The sequence below is a fragment of the Actinomyces qiguomingii genome (assembly GCF_004102025.1).
GTDB classification, from domain to species: Bacteria; Actinomycetota; Actinomycetes; order Actinomycetales; family Actinomycetaceae; genus Actinomyces; species Actinomyces qiguomingii.
In genome coordinates this window covers 3,684,017-3,699,107 of record NZ_CP025228.1, presented here as the reverse complement: position 1 = coordinate 3,699,107, position 15,091 = coordinate 3,684,017, and the positions used below count along the sequence as shown (strand labels likewise).

Sequence of the window (15,091 nt, the reverse complement as noted above, 5' to 3'; positions counted from 1 at the left end):
AGAGTGACCAGGCTATAAGGGGCTCTTCGCGTTTAGGGGTGTAGTAGCTGTTGTCTGAAGCCTCCGGCGTGGATGAGGCTGCGGATGGTGTAGTTGGTCAGATTCCTGAAGCCCAGGGCGATGCCGCGTAGGTGCTCCAGGCGGCCGTTGACTGCTTCAGTGGGTCCGTTGGATGTGCCGCGGTGGTCGAAGTAGGCGAGTATGTCTTCGCGCCGCTGGGCCAGGGTCTTGCCCAGCGACTTCAGCTCTTCGAGGGCGTCAGGCACGCCGGTGGTGAGGGTCTGCATCACTTTCTCCATCAGGGTCTTGCCCTGGGCGGGGGCCTTGGCGCGGTAGGCGGCCATGATCTTCTGATACACGCCCCACATGATCTCTACCGGAGTGTTGTGGGGGTCGGCGAACAGTTGTTCGAGACGCTCCCAGCCCTTGTCGCTCACCAGGCCCGCCCCGGTGCGCAGCAGCCTGCGGGCCTTGTACAGGGGGTCGTCCTTACGGCCCCGCCGCCCGGTGGTCTCGCGCTGGGTGCGGCGGCGGCACTCATCCAGCTTGTCCCCGGCCAGCGCGACCACGTGGAAGGGGTCCATGACCTCCGTCGCGCCGGGTAGGGCCTCGGCGGCGGCGGTCTTGAAGCCCGCGAACCCATCCATCGAGACCACCTCGATCCGGCTGCGCCAGTCCTCGTCGCGTTCCTGGAGCCATTGCTTGAAGGCCTGCTTGGAGCGGCCTTCGATCATGTCCAGCAGGCGGGAGGGGCCGGTACGGTCGCGCACGGGTGTAAGGTCGATGATGACGGTGACGTACTTGTCGCCCTTGCGGGTGTGCCGCCAAACATGCTCATCCACCCCGATGACCTCCACACCCTTCAGACGTCCAGGATCATTGATCAAGCGGTCCTTGGCCCGCTCAAGGACGGCCTCATTGGCGGTGTGCCAGGACACCCCCAGAGCTGCCGCCACACGCGAGATGGACATGAACTCCACCCCCACGGCCCGGATCGCCCACTCCTTGGCCGCCAAGGTCAGCCTCGCCCGCTTGGCGGCCGCACGAGACGCGTCCTGCCTCCACACACGCCCACAGCCCTGGCAGCGCCACCGGCGCAGCCGCACCAGCAAGTGGGTTGGGCGCCAGCCCACCGGAACATGCGCCAGCCGCCTCGCGACGGTCCCCACCGGGGCGCCCTGGGCCCCGCAGACCCGGCAGAACGCATCCTCCTCGCAGACCTGCAGCCGACACTCCACCAGTGCACCGCCGCCATCTATGCGCATGCCGGTGACAGTCAGTCCCAGCGCGTCCAGGCCCAGGAAACTAGCAAAATCAGGGGCAGCAAAGGTAGTCTCGGCCATGTCGAGGTCTCCGTGATCGGTGGTGTTCAGCAACCACCAATCATCGGGGACCTCGACCCCTACCCGCCCCTGCGACACGCGCACCCACGACTACCCCACCACCACACCCTCAAACACGAAGAGCCCTATAAGGCGTGGCCCCAGTGCCAGGGGAGCCGCTAAAGCCGGCCTGCTCTCGGATCTTCCGTTCAAGTGCGCGCATGTAGAACCCGCGAATTACCGCGTGACGCGCAAACCACAGAGCCGCAAGTGCGGGGAGGAGCAGCAGGGCCGGCATGACCCCGTAGAACCCTATCAGGACGTAGCCGCTCCCCATCGCTTCGCCTTCAACCCCGATGGCGAATGCGGCGGCGATCATCGCCGCAAGAGCCGCTATTGCCATGCCAAGTATATTGATCTGGATGCCGAGGGCGTGCCGCTCATCGTCCCTGGCCTGCTCGTAATCCCTGACAAGGAGCTCGAGGTGCTGGCGCCTTCGCCTCTCGAGCGGCGTTTCGTTCATGTACTTGATGGTAGCCGCGGTTGTGTCCTGGGTCTCCCGTGTGGTGTGACTAGTGTCATGATTCTCGCCCGTAGGTATCGACGGTGCCGGTGTGGATGCGCGTCCGCCACGCGATTCGGGCGTCCAGGGCACTGGGCCAGGCTTACCAGGGCGCGGCGGGTCGGGAAGCCCGGCGAGCACCGTCACCGTGTGCTGGCGGGACAAGGCGGCATAGATGGCTTAGACCACAGCGGCGCGACCTCGCGCATGTTGCGCCGCAGCGTGCTGCACTCTAGCCTTAGGCTCGCCCAAGGGCATGGGTTCCCATAAGTGTGCCCGTGTCTTTCGTGAGACATTTCGACGACAGAAAGAGTTGTGTCATGACTGCTGGAACTGCCGCCGGTACCGGTCTTATCGAATCCTTTGCGCGACGTGTCACCGCCCTGGACCGTCTGGGTATGACGCTGCTTCGCGTCGGCGTGATCATCGTCTTTGTGTGGATCGGCGGACTGAAGTGGTTCAAGTACGAGGCGGACGGAATTATCCCGTTCGTCGCTAACTCTCCCTTCATGCGGTGGATGATCGGCGACCCTGACGGCTATAAGCCCCATATGAACGCCGAGGGCGTGCTCAATGAGACCAACCGCGCTTGGCACGAGGCCAACGCGACCTACCCTGTAGCGATCTTCATCGGTGTCACGATCGTCGGCATCGGCCTGCTGCTGGCGGCGCATTGGATCCGCCCGGAGCTGGGTATGCTCGGCGCGCTGGGAGTCATCGGCTTTTCCTTCATTACCTTGTCGTTCTTGGTTACCACGCCGGAGACATGGGTATCCGCACCCGCTGAGGGGATGGCCGACGCCGACCTCGGATTCCCTTACCTGTCAGCCCGCGGGCGCCTGGTGGTCAAGGACTGCATCCAGATGGGGGCGGGTTTCGTGCTTCTGGTCGACTCTGCTCGTGCCACGCTCAGGCGTCATGCGGCCAAGAAGGCTGGGGTTGACTCGCAGGCCGCCCGGGTCGGCGACGAGGTTGCGGCCTGACGCGCCCACCCGGGCCAACGCGCCGATAAACACTGACGCGTGATGAGTCGACAAGCGGCCTTGGTGACAGCGCCCAAACCCCTTCGGATCGCGTGACCGAGCTGCAGATATTTCGCGATTCCGTTATTGTGGCGGCGTGAATATTGCGACCGACGGTGGTGTTCTGGCACTGCCGTTCTGGGGTCTTAGTGTGGGCGCTGGTTCCGCGGTGGACTCCGCCCTTGGAAGTGGTGGCTACACCCAAACTACGTGCATTGGGATCGCTTGTCTGATATTTCGCTTCGCCAGCTAGCAGGTGGGCAAGTGTCTAAATATTTCCTGGCCCGTCCGGAAGCTGGAGTAATACCGGCTCTTTCGGTTTGAGGGTGTTGGGGGTTGTGGGTGTGGGCCGGTCGGCTGCCGGCCGCGTACTTGGACCGCGTTCTTGCGGTTGGACCGGGCTTTTGCGCTTGGATCGCGTTTCTGCGCTTGGACCGTCTGAGAGTGCGTTTCAGGTGGTCCAACCGCAGGCAGACAGTCCAACGGCAGCTGAACGGTCCATCCGCAGCCAGGTGGTCCAATGGCAGGCAGGCGGTCCAACCGCAGCTGGGTGGACCGGGTGCGGGGGTGCTGATTCAGACCGGTGCGGTTGCCTTGGACGCCAGCGTATCCGCGGTCAACGGTCAAGATGGCGCAGGCCGCGAACGTGGTCAGCAGCTGGCCTGGCCGAGCCACGCGCCTGGCCGGGCCGCGCACCCGGCTGATCTGCGGGCCCGGCCGAGCCACGCGCCCGGCTGATCTGCGCTCCTGGCCGAGCCGTGCGCCCGGCTGATCTGCGGGCCCGGTTCATCGTCAAAGGCGTCCCAGCCGATCGAGCAAAGGGGGCCGGTGACCAGAGGCCCTGGCGTGCCCACCGCATCAGGGCGGTAGGCCGGCGCCTGGGAGCCAAAGCGTCCAGAATCGGCACGAACACCCCGCCCCGCCCAGCGCACGTCCTCAGTTTCGTTGGAATCATACGGATCTGGTGGGCGGCGTCGGGCGGGGGACCATCGTTCGTGCCGAATCTGGACACTTCCCCCACCCCGCCAGCCCCACCAACCGAACTCGATCGTCATATCTACCGAACTCGATGGTTATTTCGACCGAACTCGGCGAATGCAGCGTCAAACCGGAAGAGCCACAGCGCCTTGCCGACTTCCAGCAGTAGTTGTTCGATCGGGTCCAGCCCGGTGCCTTCCAAGCCGGTGGCTTCCAGCCCGGGCCTTCCAGTCCGGTGCGTTGCAGGCCGCGCCGGGCGCGCCTGCGCCGCGCCGCGCCGAACAGGCCCAGCAGCAGGTTGGCTTCTTGGTCGAACAGGGGGGGGCGCCAAGCTCCAGCGTGGCCTGCGCAGCCGTCACACCCTGTTCTGGATTCCGACGCTGTACTGGGGTCTGCTCCAGGTCGCCGGTGGCGGCGCCGGGGTGGGTCTCGTAGTGTGGTGGCGATTACAAGTGTCTTAGCTTACTGAACGGGGATTCAGGCAGGTTCTGCCGCCGGTGTTTCAGCGCGTTTCGGGAGCGCAGTCAGTAAGCTGTAACCCAGCGCATACCGCAGCCCCGCAGGAGGAGCCTTGCGTCAACTCATCGCTACCGACCTGGACGGCACGGTCCTGTTCGACCGGCGCGTCCATCCCGCCGACCTGAAGGCCATGCAGCGCTGGCGTGAGGCCGGGAACCTACTCGTGGTTGACACCGGCAAATCGGTCTTCGCGACACGCAAGACTCTCACGCCCGTAGGCCTTGACTTCGATTACGCCGTCACCTTCACCGGCGCCGTCCTGATCGACGGCGACTACCAGGTCCTGTCCGCCCGTTACCTGCCTGACGGCGTCGCCCATGAGATTGCCGTCTTCTTGCAGGGAATCGACGGGCTCACGGTGTTCGGCACCACTATGGAGGCCGACCACATCCTGTCCGACACCTATCACGAGACCTCACCCATCCTGGAGATCTTCCTGCCCATGGACCTGGCGCAGATGCGGCGTCACCGCTTCATCGGCGTGCCGATGCGCGTGCGCGACGACGTCGTGCGCGACCGCATCGTCGCCGACCTTACCGCGCGTTGGGCGGACCGGATTGAGGTGGTGCGCAACCAGGAGTTCCTTGACGTCGTACCTGCTGGCGCCACCAAGGGCGCCGGCCTGACCGACCTGGTGGGCCTGCTTACCGGCGCCAACGGCCCCCTGCCGGGTGAGCGCATCGAGACCTGGACTGTAGGCGACTCCTGGAATGACATCCCAATGCACGCCGTCGCCGACCACGCCATCTGCTTGCCGTGGTCGCCCCCCGACGTCGTGGCCGCCTGCGAACGCTCGGTGGGTTCCATGGCCGAACTGATAGACGGGATACTCGGGGAGGAGAACTGATGAGCGGTTTCGGTGGGAGAGCGCGGGACTGGTTCAATGGAGGCGACCCGGACGGGTGGGTCAAGATCCGCGCGTGGGCCCGCGGCCATGATGGCAGTTCCGAGGGCTACACCTACGGCATGATGGGGCCCGCGGCCGGGCTGTCCGTACTGGCGGCAGTGCTGTACGCGCCGACCAAGGGCTACGGCAGCATTGTGGCGTTGGTACTGGCGATCTTCCTGCTGCTGGGAAGGCACATGATTGAGCGGCAGGTCGCGCGGGATGCATCCGACTTGAGGGAGGCCGAGCGCCAGTACGCTCGCACTCGCAATCCTGAGTACCTCGACTTCACCGAGTTGCGCGCCGGCGGCCTGCTGGAGGACAACAAGATGCTCACCCGGCAGACTCGTACCTGGTTGGGTGAGCGGGTCGAATGGGCACGGGCGGAGAAGGACAAGCGGGACAGGCGCGCCAAGCGGGACGGGCGTAAGGGCCGCGGCGGGCGCAACTCGGGGAGATGAAACATGAGCAACTCCGGCCGCTATGTGCGCGGCGTCCTATGGGATATGGACGGCACACTCATCAACTCCCAGCCCTTCTGGGACGCCTCGTTCCGCCGTCGCTGCCAGGCGGCCGGCGGGACGGTCACCGACGCGCAGGTCGCCGCCTTGGAGGGGGCCTCCATCCGCCGCACCCGCGAACTCATCGCCGCTACCGGGGTGGCCCCGAGCCCCGACCACCCGACCGCCGAGGCGATTTTCACCGGCATGGCCGCCGACGTCGAGGAGGCCGTCCGAGCCGATCCGCCGCTGGTGCCGGGTGCACGGAGGATCACCCAGACTCTGCTGGAGGTCGGATTGGCGCAGGTGATTGTCACCCAGTCGCCCCGGCCGATCGTGGAGGCGGTCGCTCGTGCGCTCGGCAACGTCTTCGTGGGCCTGATAACTGGCGACGACGGTCTGCCCGGTAAGCCCGACCAGGCGCCCTACGCCGCCGGCATGCGCCTGTTGGGGCTGACTGCGGATCAGTGTGTCGTGGTTGAGGACTCCGCCACCGGTGCGGCCTCTGCCCGTTCCAATGACCTGCGGGTCATTCAGATCGGCGGGCGCAAACATTTCCCGGCCGACCCCGGGCTCGTCGTCGTCCCCGACCTGAAGGCCGTCACGCCGCACCTGCTGCTGTGGGCAGAGCCCTGAGCGAGGGCCGCGGCGTCCCGGACTTAACGCGGGGTCACTCCCCGGAGAAGCGGTACACGTTGGTCTCGCGCAGGGCGAAACCGGCGCGTTGGTAAAGACGGTTGGCGGCTTCGCGACTGGGCCGCGAGGTGAGGTCGACCGTGCGGGCTCCCAGCGAGCGGGCGTATTCGACCGCGGTTTCCACCAGGGCCTGGCCGGCGCCGTGTCCGCGGGCGTCGCCGTCGACGACGACGTCCTCCACCCAGGCGCGCAGCCCGGTGGGGATGGTGAAAGTGGCTAGGGTCAGCATCCCCAGGATGGGGGTGGAGCCGTCGGCGAGCGGAGCGTCGGGCCGGAAGACGAACAGGTATACGCCCGGCTGGTCGACCAGCGCCTCGCACTGCTCTGTGGTCAGGGCGGGGGCGCTGCGGGACAGCTGGGGGATGAGGCGCTCCATCGCCTCGACAAGTTCGGGGGTGGACTGGGTGACGACGTCGACGCTCACTGTTTCTCCTGCGGGGGCGGGGAGGACTTCCAGGAAGAGCGTAGCGGTAGATCCCGCGGCGATGGGGATGCGGCCCGATGAGGCGGCCGCGGTTTAGGCGCGACTGTCGGCTCCCCAGCCCCGTGGCCGGGGGCGTGCAGACCAGGCCGCCCTGCTGGACGCCGCCGCCCGCTCCCCAGCCCCGTGGCCGGGGGCGTGCAGTTACTCGGCGGTGGGATCCATAACCACGCCCTCGATCAGTACCAGGCCGGTCAACTGGTCGACGATGCGCAACACATACGGACGGTCGACGATGAAACTGATCGGTTCATCCTGCTCGGGTATCCCAGCGGAGTCGGCCACACCGATTTCGGTGAGCGCGCCGGCCACGGTGCCCTCCTCCGTGACCATTAGTCGGACTTGTTGGACGGCCTGGTCCACGCGCAGGCCCTTACCGATGTGCTCCAGGGAGTCCAGTGCAATGCCTTGGGCGTCAAGGAAGGCGAGTAGGTCCACGGATCCCGGCTTCAGGTCGAGGGTGGGCAGGGCCAGCTGCACCTCACGCCGCAGGTCCGGGTCCTGCTCGACGGCGTCCAGCGCCGCCGAGGCCTCGGCCCAGGTGCCCTCGGGCAGATCCGTCGGGGCGGTGCCAGAGTTCGGCAGGATTACGTCCATTCCTAAACGGGCGTTCTCATCCAGGTAGGGCAGGCGGACGGCCTGCCACTGGTCTGCCTGCGCATAGGGCAGGGAGAGGTCTTCATGCATGAGCTGGGCGGTCACGGTTGAGCCGTCTATGAGGGTGAAGTCATTGTCTTGGGTGTTGTAGGGGTCGAAGGGGCCGACCCACTGCGCCGCGATCAGCAGGGCGTTTTGTAGGACGAGCCGTGTGTCATCGGTGATCTCAATGCCCGAGGATTCGATCAGTCCGCCGGTATGACGCTCGGCCCAGGCGTCAAGAGTCGCCTTGGCGTTGCCCCTGGTGGCGTGCTCGGTGGTGGCCGCGTACCACTGGCGGGCGGCGTCCAGGTAGCTCTGCTCGACCTGCGGGTCATCGATCAATAGCACCCGGTTGGCGATGTGGAGCAGTGGGAAGTCCGGGATCGCCTTGGGGTCGAAGTTCTCCAGTTGCGTCTCGGTGGGCTCGTAGACCAGCAGGGCGTTTTGCAGCGCTGACCAGGTTAGGTCACGGACGGTATCCGCAGTGGCGTCAGTGGAGCCGTCGGCGGTCACTCCGAGCAGCTCATCCACGCCGTCGGCGGGCGCGTGGGAGCCGGCGTACAGCAGGGCGACGGCCAGGGCCATCCCCACGGGGCACGCCAGAGTGTTGGCTGCGGGGTCAGCATCCAGGTGGGAGCGCAGCAGCGACTCACTCAGTGAGGCGCAGGCGGTCGCGGCCTCCGGCGCCGCGGGGGCGTCCTGAAGCGGGACCTCGCGGTGAACGGCGTCGGTGTCGTAGGCCTTGGCCTGGGTGGAGTCACCGAATCCGCCGCAGCCTCCGAGTGCCACGAGTGCGGCAATGGCTGGTGGTAGTGCCAGCGCCCGGCGGCGGGACAGGCCGTGCCCGGTCACAGTCCGGGCCGGTCCGGCGGGGGCGGTACGAGCGGGCGGTGCTGAGGGTGTAGCCGACAAGGGGCTGGATGCTGCCGAAGTGGATGAAGCGCCGCTGCTGACCATGCCGCGAGGTTAGCCGACCGGCATTACTTGCCCCATCCTTCTCAAGGAGGACTGCCGCTTCGACCGATCTCGGTAGTTATATCGACCGATCTCGGTGGAGGTCGAGGAGGACCTCGGCGTGGTCGGTGTGGGGGAACATGTCGAACAGCTGTGCTCGGTGCACTTGCAGTGACGGCATTCCCGCCAGGTCCCTCGCCAGGCTCACCGGGTTGCAGGAGGAGTACAGCACCCGCTCCACGCCCGAGGCCTCAATGCGCGCGGCCAGTTCGGCGCCGATGCCGCGCCGCGGCGGGTTGACCACGAGCAGGTCCGGCGGCGCGCCCGCACCCGGATCCAGCACGGAGGCGTCAGCCGCCTCGAAGCGAACCAACTCCTCCGGCAGCTTCATCAGTCGGGCTGCGGCGCGGGCCCCGTCGATTGCCGCCGCCGACACCTCCACCCCCAGCACGCGCCGTTCAGGTGCGGCCAGTGTCAGGGCGAAACCGCCCACACCGCAGAACAGGTCCCACACCCGCTGCGGTTCCCCAGCGGACCCGGGGACGGCGTCGACCCACCTGCGTGCGGTCGCATACAACTGCTCGGCAATGGCCGTGTTGGTCTGGAAGAAGGAGCGCGTGGGCAGGTACAGGGGAAGTTCGAGTGTGCGCGGCCGCGGCGCCACCGTCCCGGGGGCGCCCGGCGCGCCTTGAGCCTCGATCGGCAGCTGCAATCGCATGAGCAGGCGGTCGTCTTCGGTGAGCACAATCTCCTCCGGGCCCTCGATTATCGCCTGGTGCACGGGTTGAATGTTGGCGCTGAGCACCGCCAGGGTTGGCAGCGCCCGCCGCAGGCCGGGAAGGGCGGCGCGCAGGTCTTCAATGTGGCGGTGAGTGCGCAGCACGAAGCGCACCATCAGATCCTCATCGGGGGAGGCCGTGAGCAGCACGTGCTTGAGTTCCCCGCGCCGCGCCGACACATCGTAGGGTGTCAGGCCGAGCGCGGTGATGGTGCGTGCCAGCACGGGCAGTGCCGCCTGGATCTGGGCCGCGTGCAGTGGACAGTTGCGCAGGTCGACGCCGCGGCCATTGGGCCCGAGCACGCCCAGAATCGGGGCGGCGGCCGTCCCGGAGACCACCATCTTGGCCTTGTTGCGGAACCGCGTCGGGGCGCTCGCAACGGCTGGTTGCCATGCGAAGGCCGGAACGGGGTTGGCGCCGTCGGCCAGCAGCGCGGCGATCCGGGTCTGCTTGCGCCTTAATTGGGCAGGCGCCGGTGTTGCCAGCTGCGGGCAGGAGCGGCAGTTGCCGTTGTCGTGCAGCGCGCACAGCGACGCCGTGGAGTCGACTGGGCCGGTGGCGGTGGGTGTGCGTGCGGATACCACGGGCGGCATTGTCCGGCGATGATCGGCTGCGGCGTCAAGGCGGCTGAAGTGCGGGGCGCAGGGGGCCTTGCGCGCTCACGGCCCGGCATGCGGCAAACTGTGGGGCATGACTGATCGATCCGACTCCGAGACCGCCGTGCGGCGCACGGCCCGTCATTCGGCAGGCACCGCCACGTTCACGGCGGCCGATGCCGCCGCCTACCGCGAGCAGATCGCCCGGTGGACCCCACGTACCGGCATTGGCACCGACGTGCATGCCTTTGCCGATGCCGGCTCCGGCGTCCCCTTGAACCTGGCCTGCCTGAACTGGCCGGATGAGATCGGGCTGGAGGGGCACTCCGACGGCGACGTTGTCGCCCACGCCTGCTGCGACGCCCTGCTGTCCGCCGCCGGCTTGGGCGACCTGGGCGCCAACTTTGGCACGGACGCGCCGCAGTGGAAGAACGCTGCCGGGGCCGCGCTGTTGACCGAGACCGCGGGGCGGGTGCGTGAAGCTGGTTTTGAGATCGGGAACGTCGCCGTTCAGCTGATCGGCGCCCGCCCGCGCGTAGCTGAGCGCATGGGCGAGGCCACCGAAGCCTTGAGCGCCGCCGTCGGCGCCCCGGTGGCATTCTCGGCGACCACGACGGACCACCTGGGCTTCCTCGGCCGCCAGGAGGGGCTGGCAGCGATTGCAACTGCCCTGGTCTGGCCGGTGCCGCAGGTGTAGCCGGGCTTGCTGCACCCGCTAGGCTGCGGCCGTGAGCACCGACCTCAATGATGCGCGCCCCGCGCTGAACCTGCGCCTGTACGACACCGCCGTCCGTGCTGTCGTGCCATTGGCGCCCACCGTCACACCCGGCACGGTGAGGATCTACCTTTGCGGTGCCACGGTGCAGGGATGCGCGCACATTGGTCATATGCGCAGCGCCATCGCCTTCGACGTCTTGCGCCGCTGGCTGACCCGCTGCGGACAGAATGTGATCCTGATCCGCAACGTCACCGACATTGATGACAAGATCCTGACCAAGTCGGCGGCGGCCAGCCCGCCCGTGCCCTGGTGGGCATGGGCGCAGCGTTACGAGCGCGAGTTCGACGCCGCCTACCGGGCTCTCGGTGTGCAGGCCCCCACCTACGAGCCGCGCGCCACCGGGCACATCCCCGAAATGATCGACTTGGTGCGGCGCCTGCTGGAGGCCGAACACGCCTATATCGGCGAGTTCGGCAACGTCTACTTCGATGTGCGTTCTCTACCGGATTACGGCGCCCTGACTAACCAGAGCGTTGACGATCTGGCCACCACCGAGGACGACTCCCAGATCGACGTGGATGTGGAGGCCGATAAGCGAGATCCGCGCGATTTCGCCTTGTGGAAGGCAGCCAAGCCTACCGAGCCGGCGGACGCCGCCTGGGATGCCCCCTGGGGTCGGGGTCGACCCGGCTGGCATCTGGAGTGCTCGGCCATGAGCCGTCGCTACCTGGGGGAGTCCTTCGACATCCACGGCGGCGGCATCGACCTGCGTTTCCCGCACCACGAGAATGAGCAGGCCCAGTCCCGTGGTGCCGGTTGGGGTTTCGCCCGCCACTGGGTGCACAACGCCTGGGTGACCATCAAGGGCGAGAAGATGAGCAAGTCGCTGGGCAACTCCCTGGCTGTGGCCGAGCTGCTCAACTCCTACGACCCGGCGGTGCTGCGCCTGGCGCTAGGAACCGTTCACCACCGCTCCACTGTGGAGTTCTCTGCGCAGACTCTCGCCGACGCCGCGTCCTTGTGGGAGCGGCTGTCCGGTGCCGTCACTCGCGCCCTGGAGGTCACCGTCCCCGCCGACGGCGGCCCCAGTCCGGTCGATGCCCCCGCCGACGCGGTGCACTCCCGGGACCTGCCCGCGCAGTATTTCGCTGCCATGGACGATGACCTCAACCTGGCTGGCGCGATGGCGGTTGTGCATGCGACCCTCAAGACCCTCAATACGGCCCTGGCCGCATCCGCCCCGGATCCGGAGGCGGTCATCGAGGCGGCCCTGGACTTGCGCGCGCAGTTGGACATCCTCGGTCTTGATCCGCTCGCCGAGCCCTGGCGCGGCCGGGTGTTGGGCACGGGGGGCAGGGCGGATGACGCCGCGGTGCGTGCCCTGGACCGACTTGTGACCGGGATGCTGGACCAGCGAGCCCAGGCGCGCGCCGCCAAGGACTGGTCGCGCGCAGACGCGCTGCGCGATGAACTGACCTCCGCCGGCGTGGTTGTTGAGGACGGCGCGGCCGGGGCCCGCTGGCACCTGGCCTGAACGCCGTGCCAGGGAGCGTGCCCGCACCTGCACACCGCCCATTGTCACCGCGGCCCCGGCCGCCAGCAGCAGAACAGGAGTCCCGCGATGCCAGGAAATGACCGGCGCCACGGCGCCATGCGCAAGTCGGGCAAGAAGAAGCCCCCGCTGAAGGGCTCCGGCGGCGTGCGCCGCCGCGGCCTGGAGGGCAAGGGCCCCACCCCCAAGGCCGAGGACCGTGTGGGCCACCCCAAGGCCCGGGCCAAGGCCCTGGCCCAGGCCCGTGCCGCCCAGCCAACTCACGCCGGGCGCCTGGAGGAGGCTAGGCGGCGCTTCGGGGTGCCGGGTGATCATGAGATCGTTTGTGGTCGCAACGCCGTGGCGGAGGCCGCCCGCGCCCGCGTGCCCATAACCCGCGTGTTCATGTCCTCCTCCGCTCAGGACGACGACCGCATGAACGCCGTCGTGCGGCGGGCGGCGCTTGTGGGCGCGCCCGTGATCGAGGCCACCAAGCTGGATCTGGAGGCGCTGACCGACGGCGCCGTCCACCAGGGAGTCGCCATTGAGGTTCCAGCCTACGAGTACGTGCTGGCCCGAGACCTGCTGGACCGCGCCCACAACGCCGGCCGCACCCCTCTGCTGGTGGCCCTGGACCAGGTGACCGACCCCCACAACCTGGGTGCTGTGCTGCGCTCGGCCGGAGCCTTCGGCGCCGATGGTGTGATCATTCCGGAGCGCCGTTCGGCGGGCGTGAACGCCACCGCTTGGAAGGTTTCCGCGGGTGCCGCGGCGCGGGTGCCGGTGGCCCGGGAGACGAATCTTGTACGCAGTCTGCAGGGTCTGAAGAGGCGGGGCTGTTTCGTGGTCGGTCTGGATGGGCGGGCCACGACGCCGGTGGAGGAGTTGAATCTGGCGGACTCCCCGCTGGTGTTGGTTACCGGTGCGGAGGGCAGCGGGCTATCACGGCTCGTGCGCGATACCTGTGACCTGCTCGTGTCCATCCCGATCGCCGGGACGGTGGAGTCCTTGAACGCCGCCGTCGCCACCGGCATCGCCCTGTACGAGGTCGACCGGCTGCGGCGCCGGGCCGCCCCGGACCCTCTATGCTGACACAATGGTGACGTCCCCGCCCGTCGCACGGACGGGCCGGCGGACGATGGCTGCCACCATCGGACTAGGAGGCCTTCATGGCTCAGGACCCCGCAAAACGCTGGAACCGCACGGAGGGTGTGCTCGTCGTGCCTGGAATCCAGCCGGAGGCGGTTGCCGCGCGCCTCGAGGCGGAGCGAGTGGTCGCCCGCCTCGAGTGGTATCCCGCGACTCCGCACCTGTTGTCTCTCACCCTGCTGGCCGACGCCGACGGGCGTGTGGCCGTTACCCCGCCCACACGCGGCGGCGTGATCGCAGGAATACGCATTAGCGAGTTGGTGGAGTCCCTCGCTCGCGAGTTCTCCGGCGACGTCACCATCGGCCCGGCTTCGTTCAACGCCCTTCCCGACGGCGTTGCGCTGCCGCCCGTGGCCTCGGAGTCGCCGGACGCATCCCGCACCGTGGTCGTCTCTCCGCTCAGCGCCTACATGGCGCCGCTGCAGGCGACTCTGCTGGAGCGTCCGCTCGCCGTCGCCTCCCTGCCCGCGCTGGATCGGCGCATTGTCATGTATGCCGGTGAGGGCTTTGAGCTGGGAACCTTCGGCTGGGATGAGGAGTCCCTGCCTGCCCTGGTGCTGAGCGTGGATACACGTGATATCTCCGTGCGCGCCGTGACCACCGGGGAGAGCGAGGACGATGCGGTCTTCTCCTGGGGCATGACCTCGAAGTACGTGTGGGGCGGTGTGGCCGAGCCCGGTCCGGCTCTGCGCGCCCTGGTGGAGGAATTGCTCACCGACTCCACCGATGTCTCCCGGGTGGCGGAGGCGGTTCCGGGCGCGGATGCCCAGGCGGTGGCGGAGGCCTTTTCCACGCCCGGGCTGGACGGGCTGGTGGCCCTGGTGGACGCACTCGGCCTGCCCGAATGGGTGGCCTTCGTTCTGGCCGGACGCCTAGCACCCGCGGAGGCTCCCGGGGCGGTGGTGCATGAGCCGCGCGGGCTGTCCAATGCCGTGGGGCGCTCGGTCGGGCTCATGTTGCAGGATCCCTCGGTTCCCGGTTCGGCCTCTTGGCAGGCCTATGTCCGCCTTGTCACGGACAAGCCCTGGATCATGCGTGCTGGCGCGCTGCTGGAAGCCGGGATCGGTGGCGGGCTGGTTGTGGCGGCGGTGCGCCGTCGGGGCCGCACCGGGGTGCTGCATCGTGGATTCCTTACGACGGGCATTGTCATGGTGGCGGACGCCGTCGCCGAGGTGTCGCTGGCGTCTTGGACCCGGCATCGGGAGCTGCGGCGCCGTGCGGATGAGGAGATGGCGCTGGTGGCCGAGGAGCTCGGGGCCTGACCGGGGGTAAGGGCTAAAAAGGCGGGATTTCGTCGAGCAACGGAGCCAGAGCGAGCTCGTGCAGGGCCTCCGGGTAGGCGGTGGTCTCGAAAGCGCCAATGGGCTGGCCGGGGCGGGGACCGCGGCTGGTGACTCGTGGGGGCTCGCCGCGACGGGTGGCGTCTCGGGAATTGAGGTCGAGACCGTGTTGGAGGCGATCCAGGACGCCGTCGTCGACGGCCGCGGCGAGGCGGTCGGGGACCTTTTGGGCGGGGACGGTCAGCTGGCGTGGTCCGATCTTGTGGGGCAGAAGGGTGAGGCTCCCGTCCGGGCTGCGCTGGTAGCGGGCGCCCGTGGGAGTGCACCAGGTCAGATCACCGGCCTCGGTGCAGTTCAGTGCCCACACGGGCCTGGATGAGGCGGCAGCCGCGAACCTGCCCGGAGCCTCCTGACGCGGCGGTGCCGCACCCACTACACGGCCAACCTGATGGAAACCCGCTCCTAAGACCGCCTGGCCG

At 68.0% G+C, this 15,091-nt stretch carries 14 protein-coding genes; 8 read left to right on the top strand and 6 right to left on the bottom strand.

Annotation, left to right across the window (positions count from 1 at the left end; translation table 11 throughout):
- Window positions 1-32: 32 nt before the first annotated feature.
- Together CWT10_RS15510 and CWT10_RS15505 are read right to left on the bottom strand one after the other, a co-directional pair.
- Window positions 33-1,343 (bottom strand): ISL3 family transposase, encoded by a 1,311-nt coding sequence (locus CWT10_RS15510; RefSeq protein ID WP_103062545.1) that lies wholly within the window; start codon window positions 1,341-1,343, stop codon window positions 33-35.
- 109 nt (window positions 1,344-1,452) lie between these two features.
- Window positions 1,453-1,845, bottom strand: a complete 393-nt coding sequence (locus CWT10_RS15505; RefSeq protein WP_103061693.1) for a hypothetical protein — start codon at window positions 1,843-1,845, stop codon at window positions 1,453-1,455.
- Window positions 1,846-2,204: 359 nt separating this feature from the next.
- On the opposite strand from CWT10_RS15505, the gene CWT10_RS15500 reads away from it, so the two are divergent.
- The 4 genes from CWT10_RS15500 (at window position 2,205) to CWT10_RS15485 (ending at window position 6,425) form a co-directional block, all read left to right on the top strand.
- Window positions 2,205-2,867: a DUF417 family protein gene (locus tag CWT10_RS15500; RefSeq protein WP_103061692.1), complete on the top strand. Its 663-nt coding sequence runs from the start codon at window positions 2,205-2,207 to the stop codon at window positions 2,865-2,867.
- Between the two features lie 1,588 nt (window positions 2,868-4,455).
- Window positions 4,456-5,250: an HAD-IIB family hydrolase gene (locus tag CWT10_RS15495; RefSeq protein WP_103061691.1), complete on the top strand. Its 795-nt coding sequence runs from the start codon at window positions 4,456-4,458 to the stop codon at window positions 5,248-5,250.
- The gene (locus CWT10_RS15490) at window positions 5,250-5,750 is read left to right on the top strand and encodes a hypothetical protein (protein WP_233187971.1); all 501 of its coding nucleotides are present in this window, start codon (window positions 5,250-5,252) and stop codon (window positions 5,748-5,750) included. Before CWT10_RS15495 ends, CWT10_RS15490 begins: the two co-directional genes overlap by 1 nt.
- Window positions 5,751-5,753: 3 nt before the next feature.
- Window positions 5,754-6,425 (top strand): HAD family hydrolase, encoded by a 672-nt coding sequence (locus CWT10_RS15485; protein ID WP_103061690.1) that lies wholly within the window; start codon window positions 5,754-5,756, stop codon window positions 6,423-6,425.
- 34 nt (window positions 6,426-6,459) lie between these two features.
- Here CWT10_RS15485 and CWT10_RS15480 read toward each other — a convergent pair whose 3' ends face one another.
- From CWT10_RS15480 to CWT10_RS15470, 3 genes are all read right to left on the bottom strand, one after another.
- The gene (locus CWT10_RS15480) at window positions 6,460-6,909 is read right to left on the bottom strand and encodes a GNAT family N-acetyltransferase (protein ID WP_103061689.1); all 450 of its coding nucleotides are present in this window, start codon (window positions 6,907-6,909) and stop codon (window positions 6,460-6,462) included.
- Window positions 6,910-7,110: 201 nt separating this feature from the next.
- Window positions 7,111-8,562, bottom strand: a complete 1,452-nt coding sequence (locus CWT10_RS15475) for a serpin family protein (protein ID WP_103061688.1) — start codon at window positions 8,560-8,562, stop codon at window positions 7,111-7,113.
- A gap of 76 nt (window positions 8,563-8,638) precedes the next feature.
- A complete protein-coding gene (locus CWT10_RS15470) occupies window positions 8,639-9,922 on the bottom strand; it encodes a methyltransferase domain-containing protein (RefSeq protein WP_233187970.1) in 1,284 nt (427 codons plus the stop codon).
- 106 nt (window positions 9,923-10,028) lie between these two features.
- Here CWT10_RS15470 and ispF point away from each other — a divergent pair, with 106 nt between their 5' ends.
- From ispF to CWT10_RS15450, 4 genes are all read left to right on the top strand, one after another.
- Entirely contained in the window at window positions 10,029-10,631 is a 603-nt protein-coding gene (ispF, locus tag CWT10_RS15465) for a 2-C-methyl-D-erythritol 2,4-cyclodiphosphate synthase (RefSeq protein ID WP_103061686.1), read from the top strand.
- A gap of 31 nt (window positions 10,632-10,662) precedes the next feature.
- On the top strand, window positions 10,663-12,186 hold the full coding sequence (cysS, locus tag CWT10_RS15460) for a cysteine--tRNA ligase (protein WP_103061685.1): 1,524 nt from the start codon (window positions 10,663-10,665) through the stop codon (window positions 12,184-12,186).
- A gap of 87 nt (window positions 12,187-12,273) precedes the next feature.
- Window positions 12,274-13,275: a 23S rRNA (guanosine(2251)-2'-O)-methyltransferase RlmB gene (rlmB, locus tag CWT10_RS15455; protein ID WP_103061684.1), complete on the top strand. Its 1,002-nt coding sequence runs from the start codon at window positions 12,274-12,276 to the stop codon at window positions 13,273-13,275.
- A 77-nt stretch (window positions 13,276-13,352) separates the two neighbouring features.
- Window positions 13,353-14,594 carry a hypothetical protein gene (locus CWT10_RS15450; protein WP_103061683.1) on the top strand — a complete coding sequence of 414 codons (1,242 nt, stop codon included), beginning with the start codon at window positions 13,353-13,355 and terminating at the stop codon, window positions 14,592-14,594.
- 13 nt (window positions 14,595-14,607) lie between these two features.
- On the opposite strand, the gene CWT10_RS15445 is transcribed toward CWT10_RS15450, so the two are convergent.
- On the bottom strand, window positions 14,608-15,045 hold the full coding sequence (locus CWT10_RS15445; RefSeq protein WP_103061682.1) for a hypothetical protein: 438 nt from the start codon (window positions 15,043-15,045) through the stop codon (window positions 14,608-14,610).
- Window positions 15,046-15,091: the final 46 nt, after the last annotated feature.

Coding starts and splice junctions, on each gene's coding strand:
- CWT10_RS15510 (WP_103062545.1), bottom strand. CDS start 1,343: ATGGCCGAGACTACCTTTGCTGCCCCTGATTTTGCTAGTTTCCTGGGC.
- CWT10_RS15505 (WP_103061693.1), bottom strand. CDS start 1,845: ATGAACGAAACGCCGCTCGAGAGGCGAAGGCGCCAGCACCTCGAGCTC.
- CWT10_RS15500 (WP_103061692.1), top strand. CDS start 2,205: ATGACTGCTGGAACTGCCGCCGGTACCGGTCTTATCGAATCCTTTGCG.
- CWT10_RS15490 (WP_233187971.1), top strand. CDS start 5,250: ATGAGCGGTTTCGGTGGGAGAGCGCGGGACTGGTTCAATGGAGGCGAC.
- CWT10_RS15485 (WP_103061690.1), top strand. CDS start 5,754: ATGAGCAACTCCGGCCGCTATGTGCGCGGCGTCCTATGGGATATGGAC.
- CWT10_RS15475 (WP_103061688.1), bottom strand. CDS start 8,562: ATGGTCAGCAGCGGCGCTTCATCCACTTCGGCAGCATCCAGCCCCTTG.
- ispF (WP_103061686.1), top strand. CDS start 10,029: ATGACTGATCGATCCGACTCCGAGACCGCCGTGCGGCGCACGGCCCGT.
- rlmB (WP_103061684.1), top strand. CDS start 12,274: ATGCCAGGAAATGACCGGCGCCACGGCGCCATGCGCAAGTCGGGCAAG.
- CWT10_RS15450 (WP_103061683.1), top strand. CDS start 13,353: ATGGCTCAGGACCCCGCAAAACGCTGGAACCGCACGGAGGGTGTGCTC.